Annotated in this window: 19 protein-coding genes and 2 pseudogenes; 5 read left to right on the top strand and 16 right to left on the bottom strand. The window is 74.1% G+C overall.

Features of this window, described 5'->3' with window-relative positions; translation table 11 throughout:
* Both ABZ318_RS34275 and hisI read right to left on the bottom strand, forming a co-directional pair.
* Positions 1-583 (bottom strand): annotated as a pseudogene (locus ABZ318_RS34275) (anthranilate synthase component I); the annotation flags it as partial.
* A gap of 11 nt (positions 584-594) precedes the next feature.
* Positions 595-963, bottom strand: a complete 369-nt coding sequence (hisI, locus tag ABZ318_RS34270) for a phosphoribosyl-AMP cyclohydrolase (protein WP_190157095.1) — start codon at positions 961-963, stop codon at positions 595-597.
* 84 nt (positions 964-1,047) lie between these two features.
* Here hisI and ABZ318_RS34265 point away from each other — a divergent pair, with 84 nt between their 5' ends.
* Positions 1,048-1,683: a TIGR03085 family metal-binding protein gene (locus ABZ318_RS34265; RefSeq protein WP_356906346.1), complete on the top strand. Its 636-nt coding sequence runs from the start codon at positions 1,048-1,050 to the stop codon at positions 1,681-1,683.
* Between the two features lie 6 nt (positions 1,684-1,689).
* On the opposite strand, the gene ABZ318_RS34260 is transcribed toward ABZ318_RS34265, so the two are convergent.
* The 10 genes from ABZ318_RS34260 to hisD form a co-directional block, all read right to left on the bottom strand.
* Entirely contained in the window at positions 1,690-2,922 is a 1,233-nt protein-coding gene (locus tag ABZ318_RS34260) for an MFS transporter (RefSeq protein WP_356906345.1), read from the bottom strand.
* Between the two features lie 4 nt (positions 2,923-2,926).
* A complete protein-coding gene (locus ABZ318_RS34255) occupies positions 2,927-3,514 on the bottom strand; it encodes a helix-turn-helix domain-containing protein (RefSeq protein WP_356906344.1) in 588 nt (195 codons plus the stop codon).
* Positions 3,515-3,625: 111 nt separating this feature from the next.
* Positions 3,626-4,381, bottom strand: coding sequence for an imidazole glycerol phosphate synthase subunit HisF (gene hisF / locus ABZ318_RS34250; RefSeq protein WP_225798657.1), 756 nt, complete (start codon positions 4,379-4,381; stop codon positions 3,626-3,628).
* Positions 4,378-4,776: a RidA family protein gene (locus tag ABZ318_RS34245; protein ID WP_356906343.1), complete on the bottom strand. Its 399-nt coding sequence runs from the start codon at positions 4,774-4,776 to the stop codon at positions 4,378-4,380. Before ABZ318_RS34245 ends, hisF begins: the two co-directional genes overlap by 4 nt.
* Positions 4,773-5,498 carry a bifunctional 1-(5-phosphoribosyl)-5-((5-phosphoribosylamino)methylideneamino)imidazole-4-carboxamide isomerase/phosphoribosylanthranilate isomerase PriA gene (gene priA / locus ABZ318_RS34240; protein ID WP_356906342.1) on the bottom strand — a complete coding sequence of 242 codons (726 nt, stop codon included), beginning with the start codon at positions 5,496-5,498 and terminating at the stop codon, positions 4,773-4,775. The genes ABZ318_RS34245 and priA overlap by 4 nt, the downstream gene beginning before the upstream one ends.
* Positions 5,495-6,142 carry an imidazole glycerol phosphate synthase subunit HisH gene (gene hisH / locus ABZ318_RS34235; RefSeq protein WP_356906341.1) on the bottom strand — a complete coding sequence of 216 codons (648 nt, stop codon included), beginning with the start codon at positions 6,140-6,142 and terminating at the stop codon, positions 5,495-5,497. The genes priA and hisH overlap by 4 nt, the downstream gene beginning before the upstream one ends.
* Positions 6,139-6,303: a hypothetical protein gene (locus tag ABZ318_RS34230; protein WP_356906339.1), complete on the bottom strand. Its 165-nt coding sequence runs from the start codon at positions 6,301-6,303 to the stop codon at positions 6,139-6,141. The genes hisH and ABZ318_RS34230 overlap by 4 nt, the downstream gene beginning before the upstream one ends.
* A gap of 2 nt (positions 6,304-6,305) precedes the next feature.
* On the bottom strand, positions 6,306-6,899 hold the full coding sequence (hisB, locus tag ABZ318_RS34225; protein WP_030492957.1) for an imidazoleglycerol-phosphate dehydratase HisB: 594 nt from the start codon (positions 6,897-6,899) through the stop codon (positions 6,306-6,308).
* Positions 6,896-8,008 (bottom strand): histidinol-phosphate transaminase, encoded by a 1,113-nt coding sequence (locus tag ABZ318_RS34220; RefSeq protein WP_356906338.1) that lies wholly within the window; start codon positions 8,006-8,008, stop codon positions 6,896-6,898. Before ABZ318_RS34220 ends, hisB begins: the two co-directional genes overlap by 4 nt.
* 5 nt (positions 8,009-8,013) lie before the next feature.
* Complete coding sequence (hisD, locus tag ABZ318_RS34215; RefSeq protein ID WP_356906337.1) at positions 8,014-9,348, bottom strand: histidinol dehydrogenase; 1,335 nt, start codon at positions 9,346-9,348, stop codon at positions 8,014-8,016.
* Between the two features lie 215 nt (positions 9,349-9,563).
* On the opposite strand from hisD, the gene ABZ318_RS34210 reads away from it, so the two are divergent.
* From ABZ318_RS34210 to ybaK, 4 genes are all read left to right on the top strand, one after another.
* Positions 9,564-11,177 (top strand): oxidoreductase, encoded by a 1,614-nt coding sequence (locus ABZ318_RS34210; protein WP_356906336.1) that lies wholly within the window; start codon positions 9,564-9,566, stop codon positions 11,175-11,177.
* Positions 11,178-11,268: 91 nt separating this feature from the next.
* A complete protein-coding gene (locus ABZ318_RS34205; protein WP_356906335.1) occupies positions 11,269-12,309 on the top strand; it encodes a hypothetical protein in 1,041 nt (346 codons plus the stop codon).
* Positions 12,310-12,320: 11 nt separating this feature from the next.
* The gene (locus ABZ318_RS34200; protein ID WP_356906334.1) at positions 12,321-13,058 is read left to right on the top strand and encodes an LON peptidase substrate-binding domain-containing protein; all 738 of its coding nucleotides are present in this window, start codon (positions 12,321-12,323) and stop codon (positions 13,056-13,058) included.
* A 38-nt stretch (positions 13,059-13,096) separates the two neighbouring features.
* Entirely contained in the window at positions 13,097-13,594 is a 498-nt protein-coding gene (gene ybaK, locus ABZ318_RS34195; protein ID WP_356906333.1) for a Cys-tRNA(Pro) deacylase, read from the top strand.
* Between the two features lie 214 nt (positions 13,595-13,808).
* On the opposite strand, the gene ABZ318_RS34190 is transcribed toward ybaK, so the two are convergent.
* The 4 genes and pseudogenes from ABZ318_RS34190 to ABZ318_RS34175 form a co-directional block, all read right to left on the bottom strand.
* Positions 13,809-14,447 carry a DUF2567 domain-containing protein gene (locus tag ABZ318_RS34190; protein ID WP_356906332.1) on the bottom strand — a complete coding sequence of 213 codons (639 nt, stop codon included), beginning with the start codon at positions 14,445-14,447 and terminating at the stop codon, positions 13,809-13,811.
* A gap of 99 nt (positions 14,448-14,546) precedes the next feature.
* Positions 14,547-15,350, bottom strand: coding sequence for an ABC transporter permease (locus ABZ318_RS34185; protein WP_356906347.1), 804 nt, complete (start codon positions 15,348-15,350; stop codon positions 14,547-14,549).
* Between the two features lie 64 nt (positions 15,351-15,414).
* On the bottom strand, positions 15,415-16,395 hold the full coding sequence (locus tag ABZ318_RS34180) for an ABC transporter ATP-binding protein (protein ID WP_356906331.1): 981 nt from the start codon (positions 16,393-16,395) through the stop codon (positions 15,415-15,417).
* 11 nt (positions 16,396-16,406) lie between these two features.
* Positions 16,407-17,004, bottom strand: a pseudogene (locus tag ABZ318_RS34175) (NYN domain-containing protein); the annotation flags it as partial.

The raw sequence follows: 17,004 nt of genomic DNA, 5'->3' as shown, positions 1-17,004 counted from the left end.
CGTCGAGGCGGGCGACGGCGTGCGCGTACGCCTCGTCGACGCCGGTCTCCAGGTCGTTGTGGTTGATCGCGTTGGCGATCAGCAGGACCGAGCCGTCCCAGTGGTCGAGGACCGCGAGGTCGCTGGTGAGGAGCATGGTCAGCTCGGGGAGCTCCAGGTCGTCGCGGCCGTGCTCGCCGATCTTCTCCAGGCGGCGGACGATGTCGTAGCCGAGGTAGCCGACCATGCCGCCGGTGAAGGGCGGCATGCCGCTCGCGAGGTCGCGCGGGGTGTGGAGGGTCTCCACGGTGGCGCGCAGGGCGGCGAGCGGGTCGCCGTCGGTGGGGACGCCGACGGGCGGGGTGCCCAGCCAGTGGGCCTGCCCGTCCTGGACCGTCAGGGTCGCGTCGCTGCGGACTCCGATGAAGGAGTAGCGGGACCAGCTGCGGCCGTTCTCCGCGGATTCGAGGAGGAAGGTGCCGGGGCGTTCGGCGGCGAGCTTGCGGTAGAGCCCGACCGGGGTGTCGCCGTCCGCGAGGAGCCTGCGGCTGACGGGGATGACGCGGCGATCGGCCGCCAGCTTGCGGAAGGTCTCGAGATCCATGGCACCGGACCTTACTGGGATACGGGGAGCACGTCGGCGTCGAAGCAGGTGCGGGCGCCGGTGTGGCAGGCGGCACCGACCTGGTCGACCTTGACGAGGAGGGTGTCGGCGTCGCAGTCGAGGGCGACGGACCTGACGTGCTGGACGTGCCCGGAGGTGTCGCCCTTGACCCAGTACTCGCCCCGGCTGCGGGACCAGTAGGTGCAGCGGCCGGTGGTGAGGGTGCGGTGGAGGGCCTCGTCGTCCATCCAGCCCAGCATCAGCACCTCGCCCGTGTCGTACTGCTGGGCGATGGCGGGGACCAGGCCGTCGGGGCTGCGCTTGAGGCGGGCGGCGATGGCCGGGTCGAGGTCGCTGGGGGTCCGGGGCGTGCTGCTCATGGGGCCATTGTGCCGCGCTTCGGGGCGGTGTCCGGTGGGGCGTCCACTGGGCGGACCGCGCGCGCCGGTCGTACTCTGGCGAGCATGTCGACCCATGCGAAACGTGAACGGCTTCTGCTCGCCGATCTGTTGGAGGCGGCGGGCCCGGACGCGCCCACGCTCTGCGAGGGATGGCGGACCCGGGACCTCGCGGCCCATGTGGTGGTGCGGGAGCGGCGTCCGGACGCGGCGGCGGGGACGCTCGTACCGGTGCTGAAGGAGCGGCTCGACCGGGTGCAGGCGGAGTTCGCCGACAAGCCGTACGAGGAGCTGATCCAGCTCGTCCGCACGGGCCCGCCGCGGTTCTCGCCGTTCACCATCAAGCAGGTGGACGAGGGGGCGAACGTCGTCGAGTTCTACGTGCACGCGGAGGACGTGCGCCGTGCCCAGCCCGACTGGTCGGCCCGCGAGCTGGACCCGGTCTTCGCGGACGCCCTCTGGTCCCGTCTGGAGCGGATGGCCCGGATCCTCGGCCGCAAGGCCCCGGTGGGCCTGGTGCTGCGCCGTCCGAACGGGCAGACGGCGGTGGCCCACCGCGGCACCCCGGTGGTGACGGCCTCCGGGGAGCCGGGCGAGCTGGTGATGTACCTGTACGGCCGCCAGGACGCGGCGAAGGTGGCGCTGGAGGGTGAGCCGGAGGCGATCGAGCGGCTGCGGGAGACGAAGCAGCTGGGGATCTGAGCGGGGCTACTTCGGCAGTTCGGCGCGGCGGAGGGCCGGGACCGCGAGGGTGTACACGCCGGCGAGGGCGCAGAGCGAGGCGCTCACGGCGAAGACCGGGCCGGTGCCCCACAGGTCGATCGCCGCGCCGGTGACGGGGAAGGTCAGCGGGGCCGCGCCCAGGCTGGCGAGGCTGGAGACGGCGGTGACCCGGCCGAGGTAGGCGGGCTCGCACTCGGTCTGGACGAGGGTGTTGCACAGCGCCCCGGAGAGTCCGGCGAGCAGGCCGACGGAGAGGGCGAGGGCGGCGGCGACGGGCAGGTACGGCGTGGCGGCGAGGGCGCCGATGGAGACGGCGCCGACCGCCATGGTCCAGCCGCTGACGGCCCCGGCGCGCGGGACGCGTCCTCGTACGGCCAGGAGCAGGGAGGCGGCGCCCGCGCCCGTACCGAAGCCGGCGAGGATCCAGCCGATGCCGGAGGCGCCCCAGCCGCGCTGCTCGGAGAGGACGGTGAGGCCGAGGTTGAGGGGGCCGACGAAGCCGAGGTCGCTGAGGAGCACGACGATCATCAGCGGGCCGAGGACGCGGTGTCCGCGCAGGTAGCGCAGTCCGTCGGCGAGGTCGCGCAGGGCGGTGCCGTCGCGGGCCTCGTCGGTGGCGGGGAGGGGGCGGAGCCGGAGCGCGCTCAGCAGGGGCAGCGAGAGCACGAAGAGCGCTCCGGCGAGGCCGAAGGCGGTGGCGGGACCGCCGACGGCGACCGCGAGGCCGCCGAGCGGGGCGCCGAGGACGGCGCCGGTGCGGTGCGCGAGGCCGCGCAGGCCCTGGACGCGGGTGAGCTGGTCGCGTGCGGCGATGCGGGGCGGGAGGGCGCCGACGGCCGGCAGGAAGAGGGCGTCGACGACGCCGAAGACGAGGGCGACGGCGGCGAGCGCCCACAGGCCGGGCGAGGCGAGGAAGAGGGTCGCGGCGAGGCCGAGGACGACCAGGGCGCGGACGGTGTCGGAGGCGATGACCACCCGGCGCGGGCCGAGGCGGTCCGCGACGACTCCCCCGCCGAGCATGAGCAGCGCGCGGGGCACGGCGGAGACGGCCATGACGAGTCCGGCCTGGGCGGGGGTGCCGCTGCTGACGGCGGACCAGGAGAGGGCCAGGTAGTAGACGCTGTCGCCGAGGGTGGAGGCGGTATAGGCGCCGAGCCAGCGCAGGACCTGGGGGCTGCGGTGGGCGGGGCGCGCGGGGGCCTCCGCGGTCGCGGTCACGCGGTCAGCCCCGGTACGGGAAGCCGAAGAGGTGGACGGCGACGTTCTCGCGGCCCTCGGTGTCGCCGGCGGCCTCGGCGGCGCGGGCCCGCTCGTCGTACGTCCGGACGAGCGCGTCGAGTTCCTTCCCGAGCGAGGCGAGTTCGGCCGCGGTGAGCCGGGGCAGCCACTCCGAGCTCATCGAGGCGCTGCGCCAGGCCTCGGGCCAGGTGTGTTGCTCGTCGAGGAAGCGGCTGTGCATCTCGGTGCGCTGCTGGTTGACCGTACGACCGAAGGCGGCGCTCGCGGCGGCGAGTTCGGGGGCGTCGCGGAGGTCCTCCTCGTGGATGCTGAAGCCGTACGAGGCGGGCTGCCACCAGCGCTCGCGGCCGTCCGTCGACCGGGCCTCGGCCTCCTCGACGAGGCCGTGCTCGGCGAGCTTGCGCAGGTGGTAGCTGACGAGGGAGACGGCCTCGTCGACCTGCTCGGCGAGCTGGGAGGCGGTGGCGGCGCGGGCCACGAAGAGGGCGCGGTAGAGGCGCATCCGCAGGGGGTGCGAGATGGCTTTGAGGGTGCCGAGATCGGTGATCCGGCGGTTCTCCGACGAGGTCATGTTCACGACCATAGATAGGAAAGAAAACTTGCGCAACAAAAATTGCGGAAGTAATACTGCACATCTCGGCAAGAAGAAGGACCCCCGAAGGGGCCCCTCTCACGGCCTCGTTCAGCGGACCGGGTGGCCCGCCTCCCGGAGCGTGTCCTTGACCTGCGAGATCCGCAGGTCGCCGAAGTGGAAGACGGAGGCCGCGAGCACCGCGTCCGCGCCCGCCGCCACGGCCGGCGGGAAGTCGGCCAGCTTGCCGGCGCCGCCGGAAGCGATCACCGGCACCGTCACGTGCTTGCGCACGGCCGCGATCATCTCGGTGTCGTAGCCGTCCTTCGTGCCGTCGGCGTCCATCGAGTTGAGCAGGATCTCGCCCGCGCCCAGCTCGGCGGCCCGGTGCGCCCACTCGACGGCGTCGATGCCGGTGCCCTTGCGGCCGCCGTGCGTCGTCACCTCGAAGGAGCCCGAGGCGGTGCGGCGCGCGTCCACGGACAGGACGAGCACCTGCCGGCCGAAGCGCTCCGCGATCTCCTGGATCAGCTCGGGGCGCTCGATGGCGGCGGTGTTGACGCCCACCTTGTCGGCGCCGGCCCGCAGCAGCTTGTCGACGTCCTCGGCCGAGCGGACGCCGCCGCCGACCGTGAGCGGGATGAAGACCTGCTCGGCGGTGCGGCGCACCACGTCGTAGGTGGTCTCCCGGTTGCCGGAGGAGGCGGTGATGTCGAGGAAGGTCAGCTCGTCGGCGCCCTCGGCGTCGTACAGCTTGGCCATCTCGACGGGGTCGCCCGCGTCCCGCAGGTTCTGGAAGTTGACGCCCTTGACGACCCGGCCGTTGTCCACGTCCAGGCAGGGGATCACGCGTACGGCGAGACTCATGCGACATCACCCCGGAAGGCCTCGACCTCGACCTCGACGACCAGGCTCGGGTCGACGAAGCCGGAGACGATGATCATCGACGCGGCCGGGCGGACCCCGTCGAACAGCTCCTTGTGGGCGCGGCCGACCTCGTCCACGTCCCGGGCGTGCGTGATGTACATCCGGGTGCGGACGACGTGCTCGGCGCCCAGGCCCAGCTGCTTCAGCGCGTCGAAGGCCACGTTGAAGGAGTTGATGGCCTGCTCGTACGGGCCGCCGCCGGCGATCTGGCCGCCGACCACCGACGTGCAGCCGGAGACCAGGACCGTGCCGTTCGGCAGCTCGACGGCGCGGGAGTAGCCGAACTGCTCCTCCCAGGGAGCGCCGGTGACGACCTTGCGGACCTCGGAGCTCACGACGCCACCGCCGCGAGCGCCTCTTCCAGGGTGAAGGCCTTGGCGTACAGCGCCTTGCCGACGATCGCGCCCTCGACGCCCAGCGGGACGAGGCCGGACAGGGCCCGCAGGTCGTCCAGGGAGGACACGCCGCCGGAGGCGACGACGGGCTTGTCGGTGGCCGCGCAGACGTTCTTCAGGAGCTCCAGGTTGGGACCCTGGAGGGTGCCGTCCTTGGCGATGTCGGTGACGACGTACCGGGAGCAGCCCTCGGAGTCGAGGCGGGCCAGCGTCTCGTACAGGTCGCCGCCGTCGCGGGTCCAGCCGCGACCGCGCAGGGTCGTGCCGCGCACGTCGAGGCCGACGGCGATCCTGTCGCCGAACTCGGCGATGACCTTGGCGACCCACTCGGGGGTCTCCAGGGCGGCGGTGCCGAGGTTGACGCGGGTGCAGCCGGTGGCGAGGGCGGCGGCGAGCGTGGCGTCGTCGCGGATGCCGCCGGAGAGCTCGACCTTGATGTCCATGGCCTCGGTGACCTGGCGGACCAGGTCGCGGTTGTCGCCGGTGCCGAAGGCGGCGTCCAGGTCGACCAGGTGGAGCCACTCGGCGCCCGCGCGCTGCCAGGCCAGGGCGGCCTCCAGCGGAGAGCCGTAGGAGGTCTCGCTGCCGGACTCGCCGTGGACGAGCCGGACGGCCTGGCCGTCGCGGACGTCGACGGCGGGGAGGAGTTCGAGAGTGCTCACAGGGTTCCGATCCAGTTGGTGAGGAGCTGGGCTCCGGCGTCGCCGGACTTCTCGGGGTGGAACTGGGTCGCCCACAGGGCGCCGTTCTCCACGGCCGCGACGAAGGGCTCGCCGTGGGTGGCCCAGGTGACCTTGGGCGCGCGGATGTTGGGGTTGCCGACCTCCAGGGTCCACTCGCGCACCGCGTAGGAGTGCACGAAGTAGTACCGGGCGTCGGCGTCGAGCCCCGCGAACAGCTGCGTGCCGGCGGGCGCGTCGACCGTGTTCCAGCCCATGTGGGGGACGACGGGGGCGTTCAGCGGCTCGACCGTGCCGGGCCACTCGTCGAGGCCCTCGGTCTCCACGCCGTGCTCGATGCCCTGGGCGAAGAGGATCTGCATGCCGACGCAGATGCCCATGACCGGGCGGCCGCCGGAGAGCCGGCGGCCGATGATCCAGTCGCCGCGGGCCTCCCTGAGGCCCTGCATGCAGGCGGAGAAGGCGCCGACGCCGGGGACGAGGAGTCCGTCGGCGTTCATCGCCCTGTCGTAGTCGCGGGTGATCTCGACGTCGGCGCCGACCCGGGCGAGCGCGCGCTCGGCGGAGCGCACGTTCCCGAAGCCGTAGTCGAAGACGACGACCTTCTTCGGGGAGGCCGTGCTCATGCCCACACCTCCAGACGCAGCACGCCGGCGGAGAGGCACATCGCGGCACCGATGGAGAGGAGCACGATCAGGCTCTTGGGCATCTGCTGTTTGACGAAGGAGTAGATGCCGCCGAGCAGGAAGAGCCCGACGAGGATGAGGATGCTGGAGAGGCCGTTCACGACTAGAGCGCGCCCTTCGTGGAGGGGAGGATGCCGGCGGCGCGCGGGTCGCGCTCGGAGGCGTAGCGCAGCGCGCGGGCCAGGGCCTTGAACTGGCACTCCACGATGTGGTGGGCGTTGCGGCCGTACGGCACGTGGACGTGCAGCGCGATCTGGGCCTGGGCGACGAAGGACTCCAGGATGTGCCGGGTCATCGTCGTGTCGTACGAGCCGATCATCGGCGCCATGTTCTCGGGCTCGGTGTGCACGAGGTACGGGCGGCCGGAGAGGTCGACGGTGACCTGGGCGAGCGACTCGTCCAGCGGGACGGTGCAGTTGCCGAAGCGGTAGATGCCGACCTTGTCGCCGAGGGCCTGCTTGAAGGCGGCGCCGAGGGCGAGGGCGGTGTCCTCGATGGTGTGGTGCGAGTCGATGTGCAGGTCGCCGTCGGTCTTGACCGTCAGGTCGAAGAGGCCGTGCCGGCCGAGCTGGTCGAGCATGTGGTCGTAGAAGCCGACCCCGGTCGACACGTCGACCTTTCCGGTGCCGTCGAGGTCGATCTCGACGACGACGGAGGTCTCCTTGGTGGTGCGCTCAACGCGGCCTACGCGGCTCATCGTTCCTGCTCCTTCATCAATTCACGGACCGCGTCGAGGAACGCGTCGTTCTCTTCGGGGGTGCCGGCGGTGACCCGCAGCCAGCCCGGTACGCCGTTGTCCCGGACCAGGACGCCCCGGTCGAGGATCTTCTGCCAGGCCGCGTGCGTGTCGGGGAACTTCCCGAACTGCACGAAGTTGGCGTCGGAGGGGGTGACCTCGTAGCCGATCGCCCGCAGTTCGGCGACGAGCCGGTCGCGCTCGGCCTTGAGCTGCTCGACGTACCCGAGGAGGGTGTCGGTGTGCTCCAGGGCGGCGAGCGCGGTGGCCTGGGTGACGGCCGAGAGGTGGTACGGCAGGCGGACCAGCTGCACGGCGTCGACCACGGCCGGGTCGGCGGCGAGGTAGCCGAGGCGGAGCCCGGCGGCGCCGAAGGCCTTGGACATGGTCCGGGAGACCACCAGGTGCGGGCGGCCCTCCAGGAGCGGCAGCAGCGAGTCGCGGTGGCTGAACTCCACGTACGCCTCGTCCACGACCACCATCGAGGGCTTGGCCGCCTGCGCCGCCTCGTACAGGGCGAGGACCGTGTCGGCCTCGACCGCGGTGCCGGTGGGGTTGTTGGGCGAGGTGACGAAGACGACGTCCGGCGCGCTCTCGGCGATGGCCTGGACGGCCGCCTCGACGTCGATGGTGAAGTCCTCGTTCCGCGGGCCGGAGATCCAGCCGGTGCCGGTGCCGCGGGCGATCAGGGCGTGCATCGAGTACGAGGGCTCGAAGCCGATCGCGGTGCGGCCGGGTCCGCCGAAGGTCTGCAGCAGCTGCTGGAGGACCTCGTTGGAGCCGTTGGCCGCCCACACGTTCTCGACGCCGACGCGGTGGCCGCCGGTCCGGGTGAGGTAGGCGGCGAGCTCGGTGCGGAGCTCGATCGCGTCCCGGTCGGGGTAGCGGTTGAGGCCGCGGGCGGCCTCGGCGACCCGCTCCGCGATCCGGGCCACCAGGGGCTCGGGCAGCGGGTAGGGGTTCTCGTTGGTGTTCAGCTGGACGGGGACGTCGAGCTGGGGCGCGCCGTAGGGGGACTTGCCGCGCAGCTCGTCCCGGACGGGCAGGTCGTCGATCCTGATGTTGCTCACTTGCTCTACGGCACCTTCCATCCGAACCGGGCCTTGATCGCCGCGCCGTGGGCGGGCAGGTCCTCGGCCTCGGCGAGGGTGACGACGTGGTGGGCGACGTCGGCGAGGGCGTCGCGCGTGTAGTCCACGATGTGCACGCCGCGCAGGAAGGACTGCACGGAGAGGCCCGAGGAGTGGCAGGCGCAGCCGCCGGTGGGCAGGACGTGGTTGGAGCCGGCGCAGTAGTCGCCGAGCGAGACCGGGGCCCAGGGGCCGACGAAGATCGCGCCCGCGTTGCGGACCCGGTCGGCGACGGCGGCGGCGTCGGCGGTCTGGATCTCCAGGTGCTCGGCGCCGTACGCGTCGACGACCTTGAGGCCGTCGGCGAGGTCGCGGACGAGGACGATCGCGGACTGGCGGCCGGCCAGGGCCGGGACGATCCGGTCGTCGACGTGCTTGGAGGCGGCGACCTGGGTCTTCAGCTCGGCCTCGGTGGCGGCGGCCAGCTCGTCCGAGTCGGTGACGAGGACGGAGGCGGCCATCGGGTCGTGCTCGGCCTGGCTGATGAGGTCGGCGGCGACGTGCACCGGGTCGGCGGTGGAGTCCGCGAGGATCGCGATCTCCGTCGGGCCGGCCTCGGCGTCGATGCCGATGCGGCCCTTGAGCAGGCGCTTGGCGGCGGCCACGTAGATGTTGCCGGGGCCGGTGACCAGGTTGACGGGGGCGCAGCCGGGCTCGTCGGCGGTCCCCTCGGTGCCGTACGCGAACATGGCGATGGCCTGGGCGCCGCCGGCGGCGTAGACCTCGTCGACGCCGAGCAGGGCGCAGGCGGCGAGGATCGTCGGGTGCGGCAGGCCGCCGAACTCCTTCTGCGGGGGCGAGGCGATGGCCACGCCCTCGACGCCGGCCTCCTGGGCCGGGACGACGTTCATCACGACGGAGGACGGGTAGACGGAACGGCCGCCCGGCACGTACAGGCCGACGCGCTCGACCGGGATCCACTTCTCGGTGACCGTGCCGCCGGGGACGACCTGGGTGGTGTGGGTGGTGCGGCGCTGCTCGCGGTGGACGAGCCGGGCGCGCCGGATGGACTCCTCCAGGGCGGCGCGGACGGCCGGGTCGAGCTCGTCGAGGGCGCGGGCGATCGCCTCGGCGGGGACGCGAAGGCCCGGGACGCGGACGCCGTCGAATTTCTCCCCGTAGTCGATCACCGCGGCCGCGCCATGATGCCGGACGTCCTCGCAGATCGGCCGCACCTTCTCCAGGGCGGCTTCCACGTCGAACTCGGCACGGGGCAGCAGGTCGCGCAGGGCGGAACCCTCGGGGAGGGTCTCACCGCGCAGATCGATTCGAGAGATCACGGGTCAATTCTCGCAGACGGCCTAGAACGCCGGTCGTCCGTATCAACAGCTGATACATGCCAATCAGTGACCGATACGCGTCCCACTGGCGTCTTGTCGCCACAGCTGACCGTTAGCGTTCAGCCCGTCACCCAGCGGGAAGAACGGCTGTACGAATCCACGAATCCCGGTGAGCGGAATCGTGGGAGCGGATCGTGGAAAGCGAGGGGGCGGCAGTGACCGAGCCGCACGAGGACGGAATGCCGGACGGTCTCACGGGCCCGGAGCGGGCCATGTGGCGGGCGTTCCGGATCGGTAGGACCTGCGATCTGACGGAGGGGGTCGCGGAGCGGGACGACCCTTTCGGGGGATGGGAGTGGGGGGAGGAGCGGAGCGTCCGCGCCGACGTGGTGGCGCTGCTGCTGCTCGACGGGCCGCAGGCCCGGTCCGGGCGGGTGGCCGCGCTGAAGCTGCGCGGGGTCAGGATCACCGGCGTGCTGAACCTGGCGGGCGGGACGATAGGGCCGTACGTGGAGCTGCACGGCTGCCGGTTCGACGACGAGGTGGTGCTGCCCGAGGCCCGGTTCGGCACCCTGCGGATGGTCGAGTGCGCGCTGCCGCGCCTGGAGGCGGCCCGGCTGCACACGGAGGGGGACCTGCATCTGCCGCGCTGCCGGGTGCGGCGCGGCATCCGGCTGACGGACGCGCAGATCGGCACGGACCTGCTGATCAACCAGATCCAGGTGTGGCCGGACCGGCGGGGGCGGGCGATCACGGCGGACGGGATGGTGGTCGCCCAGGACCTCCAGGCCGAGCTGATCGAGGCCTACGGGGAGCTGAGCCTGCGCGGGGCGAAGGTCGGGGTCTCGCTCAGCCTGCGGGGCAGCGTGCTGCGCGGGGCGCAGGGCCGCCGCGCGCTGAACGCTCCGCAGCTGACGGTGGAGCGCTCGCTCTATCTGAACGCCGCCTGGGTGTACGAGGAGACGGGGGGCGCGGGCCGGACGGGGACCACCACGGCCACCCCGCCGTACGGGGTGACGCCCGCCCAGGGCACCCGGCGCAAGCCGGTGGAGTGCCACGGCGGGGTGCGGCTCGACGACGGCCGGTTCGGTGACGCGGTGGACCTGCACAGCGCCCGCTTCCTGCTGGACGGCTCCCGGCGGGACGAGGTGTCGCTGCGCCGGATCGTGACCCCGGAGCTGCGGTTCAACGGCGAGCGCCCGGAGGAGGGGCGCGTGGTGCTCAACGGCGCCAAGGTCGTCACCCTGATCGACCTGTCGACCAGCTGGCCGGGGCCCGGCGGGCTCGCGATGGGCGGCTTCGCCTACGAGAACCTGGTGCCGTACGGGCACTTCCCGCTGGCCCGGCGCCTGGAGTGGGTGGCGGCGGCGACCCCGGAGTACGCCCCCGAGCCGTACGAGCGGCTCGCGACGGTCCTGCGGAACAGCGGCGAGGACGCGGACGCCCGCGAGGTGCTGCTCGCCAAGCAGCGGCGCCGGCGGGAGACCCTGCCGGTCGCGGGGAAGCTGTGGGGCTACCTCCAGGACTGGACCGTGGCGTACGGCTACCGGCCGGGCCGGGCCGCGCTGTGGATGGCCGTGCTGTGGGCGGCGGGCACGGTGGCCTTCTCCCACTACCGCCCGATACCGCTGAAGGCGGACGAGGCGCCCGAGTGGAACGCCACGCTGTACGCGCTCGACCTGCTGCTGCCCGTGATCAACCTCGGCCAGGACGGCTACTGGCGGCTCGAGGGCCTCTGGCAGTGGGCGGCGGCGGCCCTGATCCTCCTCGGCTGGATCCTCGCGACGACGGTGGCGGCGGGCGCGACCCGGCTGCTGCGAAGGGGGTGAGGGGGTGGTGTCACCGCCAGGTGAGGGTGCTGTCGCGACCCCGTGACGCAGCTGCCGCGAGGGGCGGGGGCGGGGGACAATACACAGCACCATGTCCTTGCTCCGCGCCCTGCTCGGCACCGTCCGCCCGGCCCGGCACGCACCGCGGCTCGCCGCCGCGCTCGTGCCGGACGCCGACGTGCTGCTCGACGCCCCGGACGAGCGGCTCGCCCCCGCCCTGGTCGCCGCCGCCCTCGGCGATCCGGAGCCCGCGGCGAAGCTGCTCGCCACCACCCGGGACGCCGGCGAGTGGGAGGACCGCGACCGGTACGTCACCCGGCTCGCCACCTTCGCGTACAGCAGGGGCGACTGGCTCACCGGGTGGCTCACCGCCGCGCCCGGCGATCCCGACGCCCTCCTCGTCACGGCGCAGCTGGCCGTCCGCAGGGCCTGGGAGTCCCCGGCGCGGGCCGAGCGGCTGCGCGAGCTCGCCCCGCTGGTGCGGGAGATCGCCGGGGAGGCTCCGCACGACCCGGTGCCGTGGCGGCTGGCCCTGGACCACGCGCGCGGGGCGCACGCCGGGCACGCGGCCTTCGAGTCGCTGTGGGAGCAGGCCGTGCGCCGCTCCCCGCACCACTACGGCTGCCACGTCGCCGCGCTGAAGTACCTCTCCGCGCAGTGGTACGGCTCGCACCGCGCCGCCTTCGACTTCGCCGAACAGGCCGCCGACGACGCAGCGCCGGACTCGCTCGTCGGGGCGCTGCCGGTCCGCGCGGCCTACGACGGCCTCCGGGTGCCGCCGGGTCCTGACGGGTCCGTGCCCGCCGACCGGATCGACCGGGCGGTGGTCCGCGCCCTGGCCCTGTCGGCGGCGTTCCCGGCGGGCGACCCGTGGCCGGCCGAGGTCCGCAACCTGCTGGCGTACGTGCTGGTCGAGCGGGCGCGCTGGACGGAGGCGTGGGAGGAGTTCGGGCGGATCGGCCCGTACGCGACCTCGTTCCCCTGGGGTGCCGCGCGGGATGCCGCACCGCAGGACCCCCTCCTCCGCTTCCTGGCCGCGCGGGACCGGGCGCGGGGCGAGCTGGCCCGCCGGACGGGCCCCGGGGGCACCGGTCGTGGACGGTCCGGACGGGGCGGGCCCGGCGGCCATTAGGCTAGGCCGCTGTGACCACCGCCCGTCTGCCTCTCTTCCCCCTCAACACGGTGCTGTTCCCGGGCCTCGTACTGCCCCTGAACGTCTTCGAGGAGCGTTATCGCGCCATGATGCGCGAGCTGCTCACGATCGACGACGCCCAGCCCCGTCGCTTCGCCGTCGTCGCCATCCGCGACGGCCGCGAGGTCGCGCCCACGGCCCCCGGCATGCCGGACCAGACGGCGCTGCCGGAGAAGGGCCCGGCGGCGGGCTTCGGCTCCGATCCCGTCCAGGCCTTCCACCGGGTCGGCTGCGTCGCCGACGCGGCGTCGATCCGGGAGCGCGCCGACGGCAGCTTCGAGGTGATGGCCACCGGTACGACCCGGGTGAAGCTGCTGTCGGTCGACGCGAGCGGGCCGTTCCTGACGGCCGAGGTCGAGGAGATCCCCGAGGAGCAGGGCGAGGAGGCGGGCACGCTCGCCGAGGGGGTGCTGCGGGCCTTCCGGAACTACCAGAAGCGCCTCGCGGGCGCGCGGGAGCGCTCGCTGACGACGAGCGAGCTGCCGGACGAGCCCTCCGTGGTGTCGTACCTGGTCGCGGCGGCGGCGGTGCTCGACACCCCGTCGAAGCAGCGGTTGCTCCAGGCTCCGGACACGGCGACCCGGCTGCGCGAGGAGCTGACACTGCTGCGGGCGGAGACCGCGGTGCTGCGGCACCTGCCGTCGCTGCCGGTGGTGGACCTGACGCAGACCCCGACGTACCCGAACTGAGCCGGCCCCACCGGACGGACCGAGCCGAGGAAGAGCGCGTGGCGAAGAAGCAGAAGAAGAACGGCGGAGGCACTCCGGCGACGGTGGCCCTGACGGCGGCCGGCACGCCGTTCACGCTGCACGCGTACGAGCACGACCCGGCCTCCCCCTCGTACGGCGAGGAGGCCGCGGAGGCCCTCGGCGTCTCCCCCGACCGGGTCTTCAAGACGCTGGTCGCGGACGTCGACGGCGAGCTGATGGTCGCGGTGGTCCCGGTGGCGGGTCAGCTGGACCTGAAGGCGCTGGCGTCGGCGGTCGGCGGGAAGCGGGCCGTGATGGCCGACCCGGCGGCGGCGGAGCGCACCACGGGATACGTCCGGGGCGGCATCTCGCCGCTGGGCCAGCGCAAGCGGCTCCGTACCGTCCTCGACGCCTCGGCCTCGGAGCACACGACCGTCTGCGTCTCGGCGGGCCGCCGCGGCCTGGAGGTGGAGCTCTCCCCCACGGACCTGGCCGCCCTCACCTCGGCGGTGCTGGCCCCGATCGGCCGCGCCTGACGGCCGGGCGGGCGCGGCCCCCGTGAGGGCCCGGGCTCCGGCACGAGCCGGGCCCCGCGCCCGGGCCGCACCGCCGGCAAGAGCCGGGGCCCGCGCCCGGGCCACACCGTCAGCAAGAACCGGGCCCGTGCCCCGGCCGCACCGCCGGCAAGAGCCGGGCCCGTGCCCCGGCCGCACCGCCGGCAAGAGCCGGGCCCGCGCCCCGGCCGCACCGTCAGTGCGAGCCGGGACCCTGGGTGTACGCCTTCGGCTGGTCCCAGGGTTCCGGTTCCGGGTCGCGGGGGCCGAAGGCGGCCGTCAGGGCCAGGTGGACGATCATCGCGGCGAGCGGCCAGGCCAGCATCGCGGCGGCCCCCAGGTTCAGTTCGAGCGGCGCCTCGAAGGTGACGTTCGGGCCGACCGCCTTCGCGTGGGCGACTACGTCGTCGGTGGGCCCGAAGTGCGTTCCGATCCCCCACGCGATCAGCGAGCCCAGGCCGCCGCCGAGCGCCAGGCCGAGGACGAGCGGGACCCCGCCCCTGCGGCGCAGCAGGAAGACGACGAGCGCGGCGACCACGCCGAAGGCCAGCGCGAGGAGCACGAACGTCCCGTCGGCGCCGATCGCCTGCTCCCCCTCGGAGTTCCGGAGGTAGACGCCCTTGCCGTCCGAGATGAGCAGGACGCGCGGGGCCAGGTTCAGCCACAGCACCCCGAGCAGCGCCCCCGCGACCGCGGAGAGGAGGGTCACCACCACGCCCTGCACGACCTCGGCCGCCGTGATCGGGTCTCCGGCCGGGCCGAGCGGCGGCGGAGGCGGCGGGGGCTGGTCGGGGTCGTTCGGCGGCTGGTGAGGCGGAGTCAGAGGTGCGGTCACCCCGCCATCGTGCCAGGTGTCCCTGTGGCCCGCCTCAGCGGACGGCGGCCCGCGAGCACGCCCGTCTCCACGGACGGCGGCCCCAGGCGCACGCCCGCCTCAGCGGACGGCGGCCCGCCGGTAGGCCCAGGTGGCGACGGCGAGCGAGCCGAGTCCGACCGCCGCGCAGACGGCGAGGTCGGCGGCGACGGCCGCCCAGTCGGGGTGCGGGCCGAAGGTGCGGGCGAGGGCTTCCACGCCGTACGTCGACGGCAGCAGGTCCCGCGCCCAGCCGATCGGTCCGGGCAGTCGCTCGGCCGGGAGGACCCCGAGGAGCAGGGCCGCCGACATGCCGAGCTGGCCGAGGAGGGTGGCCAGCTCCTGCCGGGGGGCGAGGAGTCCGAGGGCCGCGCCGAGCCCGGCGAGCGCCGCGCCGGCGAGCGGGACGACGGCGCCGAGGATCCACAGGTGGCCGAGGGGCAGCCCGAAGAGGACGGAGCCGGCGACGGCGGTGACCACCGTCCCGGGCACGGTGAAGGAGGCGTACGCCCCGGCCGCGCCGAGCACGACGGCGGCGGGCGGCACGGGCAGGGTGGCGTAGTGGTCGAGGCCGCCGCCGGCCCGCAGCTGCCCGAAGTACTGGGCGAGCAGGTTGAGCGCGACGAAGGCGACGACGAGGACGGTGGAGCCGGCCACGACGGCGCGCGCCTCGGAGCCGCCGTCGACGACCCCGCGCATCAGGACCATGATCCCGATCGACTGGAAGGTGGCGACGAAGAGCAGCGGGATGCGGGCGACGCGGGCGCGTGAGAGCTGCGCCCGGTAGACGGCGGCCAGGGCCGGAAGGAGCCGGGCGCGCGGGGCGAGGGGCGCGGCGGCGTCCTGCGCGTCCCGGTCCGTGGCGGGGAGCGCGCTGGTCGGCAGGACCTCGGCGGGCACGGTGCTCACTGCGTACAGCTCCTGACGGTCACGGGCGGTTCGTGGCGGGTCACGCCTTCACCAGTCCTTCGGTCGCGCCGCCCAGCGCGAGGTACACGTCCTCCAGGCTGGGCGTGGCCAGGGTGAAGTCGTCGAGCGCGGCGAACGCGGCCCCGCCGGTGACGGTGGCGACGGCCGCGCGGGCGGCGTCGGGGGCGAGCCGGAGGTGCCAGCGGCGTCCGGTCTCCTGGGCGCGTCCGCGCAGGGCGGCGACCTCGGGCAGGTGGAGCGGCGGCGTGTCGCGCCACACCAGTTCGACACGGACCTCGTCGGCGACGCGTTCCTTGAGGCCGGCGGGGGTGTCGCAGGCGATGACCCGGCCGCGGTCGATGACGGCGACCCGGTCGAGGACGGTCTCGGCCTCGATGACGTTGTGGGTGACGAGCAGCACGGTGGTGCCGTGCTCGGTGCGGCGCCGGTCGACGGCGGCCCAGACGGCGCGCCGGGCGACGGGGTCCATGCCGGTGGTGGGTTCGTCGAGGACGAGCACGGGGCGGTGGCCGACGAGCGCGGCGGCGAAGCAGGCGAGCCGCCGCTGTCCGCCGGAGAGCTTCTTGAGGGCGCGGCCGGCGATCTCGCCGAGCCCGAGCTCGTCCAGGACGGCGTCGCGCTCGGCGCGGGCGTCGTGGGCGGTGAGGCCGCGCAGGCGTCCGGTGGTCTCGGCGGCGAGGGAGATGGTCAGCTCGTCGAGGGCGGTGGACTCCTGGCCGAGGTAGGCGAGGAGCCGGGCCGCCCGCTCGGGGTGGCGGACGAGGTCGTGGCCGAGGAGTTCGACGGTGCCGGAGTCGGGGCGCATGAGCCCGGTGAGCTGGCGGACGAGGGTGGACTTGCCGGCTCCGTTGGGGCCGAGCAGGCCGAAGATCTCGCCACCGCGCACGTCGAGGCTGATCCCGTCGGTGGCGCGCACCTCGGGGGTCGCGGGCGCGCCGCGCCTGCCGCGCGTGGCGGGGTACGTCTTGACCAGATCCCGCACCGCGCACACCGTACTCACGGGGGAAGAGCCTACGGGGTCGCCGGGCCCGCTCCGGGCGCGGGGGCGGGTTCGGCGGCGGCCCGGACGTCGATCTCGCGCCAGAATCCGGCTCGGATGGCGTAGCGGTCGTGCTCGTCGATCTGGTCGTCCTTGTGGGCAAGAAGCCCGAACCGGGCGGCGTAGCGGAGGAGTTCGCCGTCGATGCGGTGCGGGATGCGGGGGTAGAGGGTGGAGAGCTTCTGGACGTGGCTCTGCTCGGGGAGCCGCTCCATCCACCGGCGGGCGAACACCTGTCCGACCTCGAACGGGTCGCCGCCGACGGTGGTGATGTCCTCCTCGCGGTCGGCCCAGCGCTGCTCGGCGCTGGTGAGCGTGGCGAGGGTGGGCAGGGTGGCGGTCTCGGCCGGCTCGCCGAAGGAGGGGGCGGGGCGCTCGATCCAGCCCCGGTCGGAGGACCAGCGGAGCGCGCTCGCGCCCTGCGGGACCGGGGTGCCGGGGCCGCGCAGTCCCGCGAGGTCCTTGGGGGTGGGGACGCCCTTGCCGTTCACCGGGGAGGGCGCGCCCGCGCCGTGGGCGTGCTCGTCGTCGCGGCCGTGGCCGTCGGTGCGGCCGCGAGCACGCCCGCAC

It is taken from the genome of Streptomyces sp. NPDC006197 (assembly GCF_040613865.1).
GTDB lineage: Bacteria > Actinomycetota > Actinomycetes > Streptomycetales > Streptomycetaceae > Streptomyces.
This window is presented reverse-complemented; position numbering and strand designations above follow the sequence as displayed.

Excerpts from the sequence above, each read along its gene's own strand:
- hisI (WP_190157095.1), bottom strand. The coding sequence starts at position 963 with ATGAGCAGCACGCCCCGGACCCCCAGCGACCTCGACCCGGCCATCGCC.
- hisB (WP_030492957.1), bottom strand. The coding sequence starts at position 6,899 with ATGAGCCGCGTAGGCCGCGTTGAGCGCACCACCAAGGAGACCTCCGTC.
- ABZ318_RS34265 (WP_356906346.1), top strand. The coding sequence starts at position 1,048 with ATGTCGACCCATGCGAAACGTGAACGGCTTCTGCTCGCCGATCTGTTG.
- hisH (WP_356906341.1), bottom strand. The coding sequence starts at position 6,142 with ATGAGCACGGCCTCCCCGAAGAAGGTCGTCGTCTTCGACTACGGCTTC.
- ABZ318_RS34255 (WP_356906344.1), bottom strand. The coding sequence starts at position 3,514 with ATGACCTCGTCGGAGAACCGCCGGATCACCGATCTCGGCACCCTCAAA.
- ABZ318_RS34205 (WP_356906335.1), top strand. The coding sequence starts at position 11,269 with ATGTCCTTGCTCCGCGCCCTGCTCGGCACCGTCCGCCCGGCCCGGCAC.
- hisF (WP_225798657.1), bottom strand. The coding sequence starts at position 4,381 with ATGAGTCTCGCCGTACGCGTGATCCCCTGCCTGGACGTGGACAACGGC.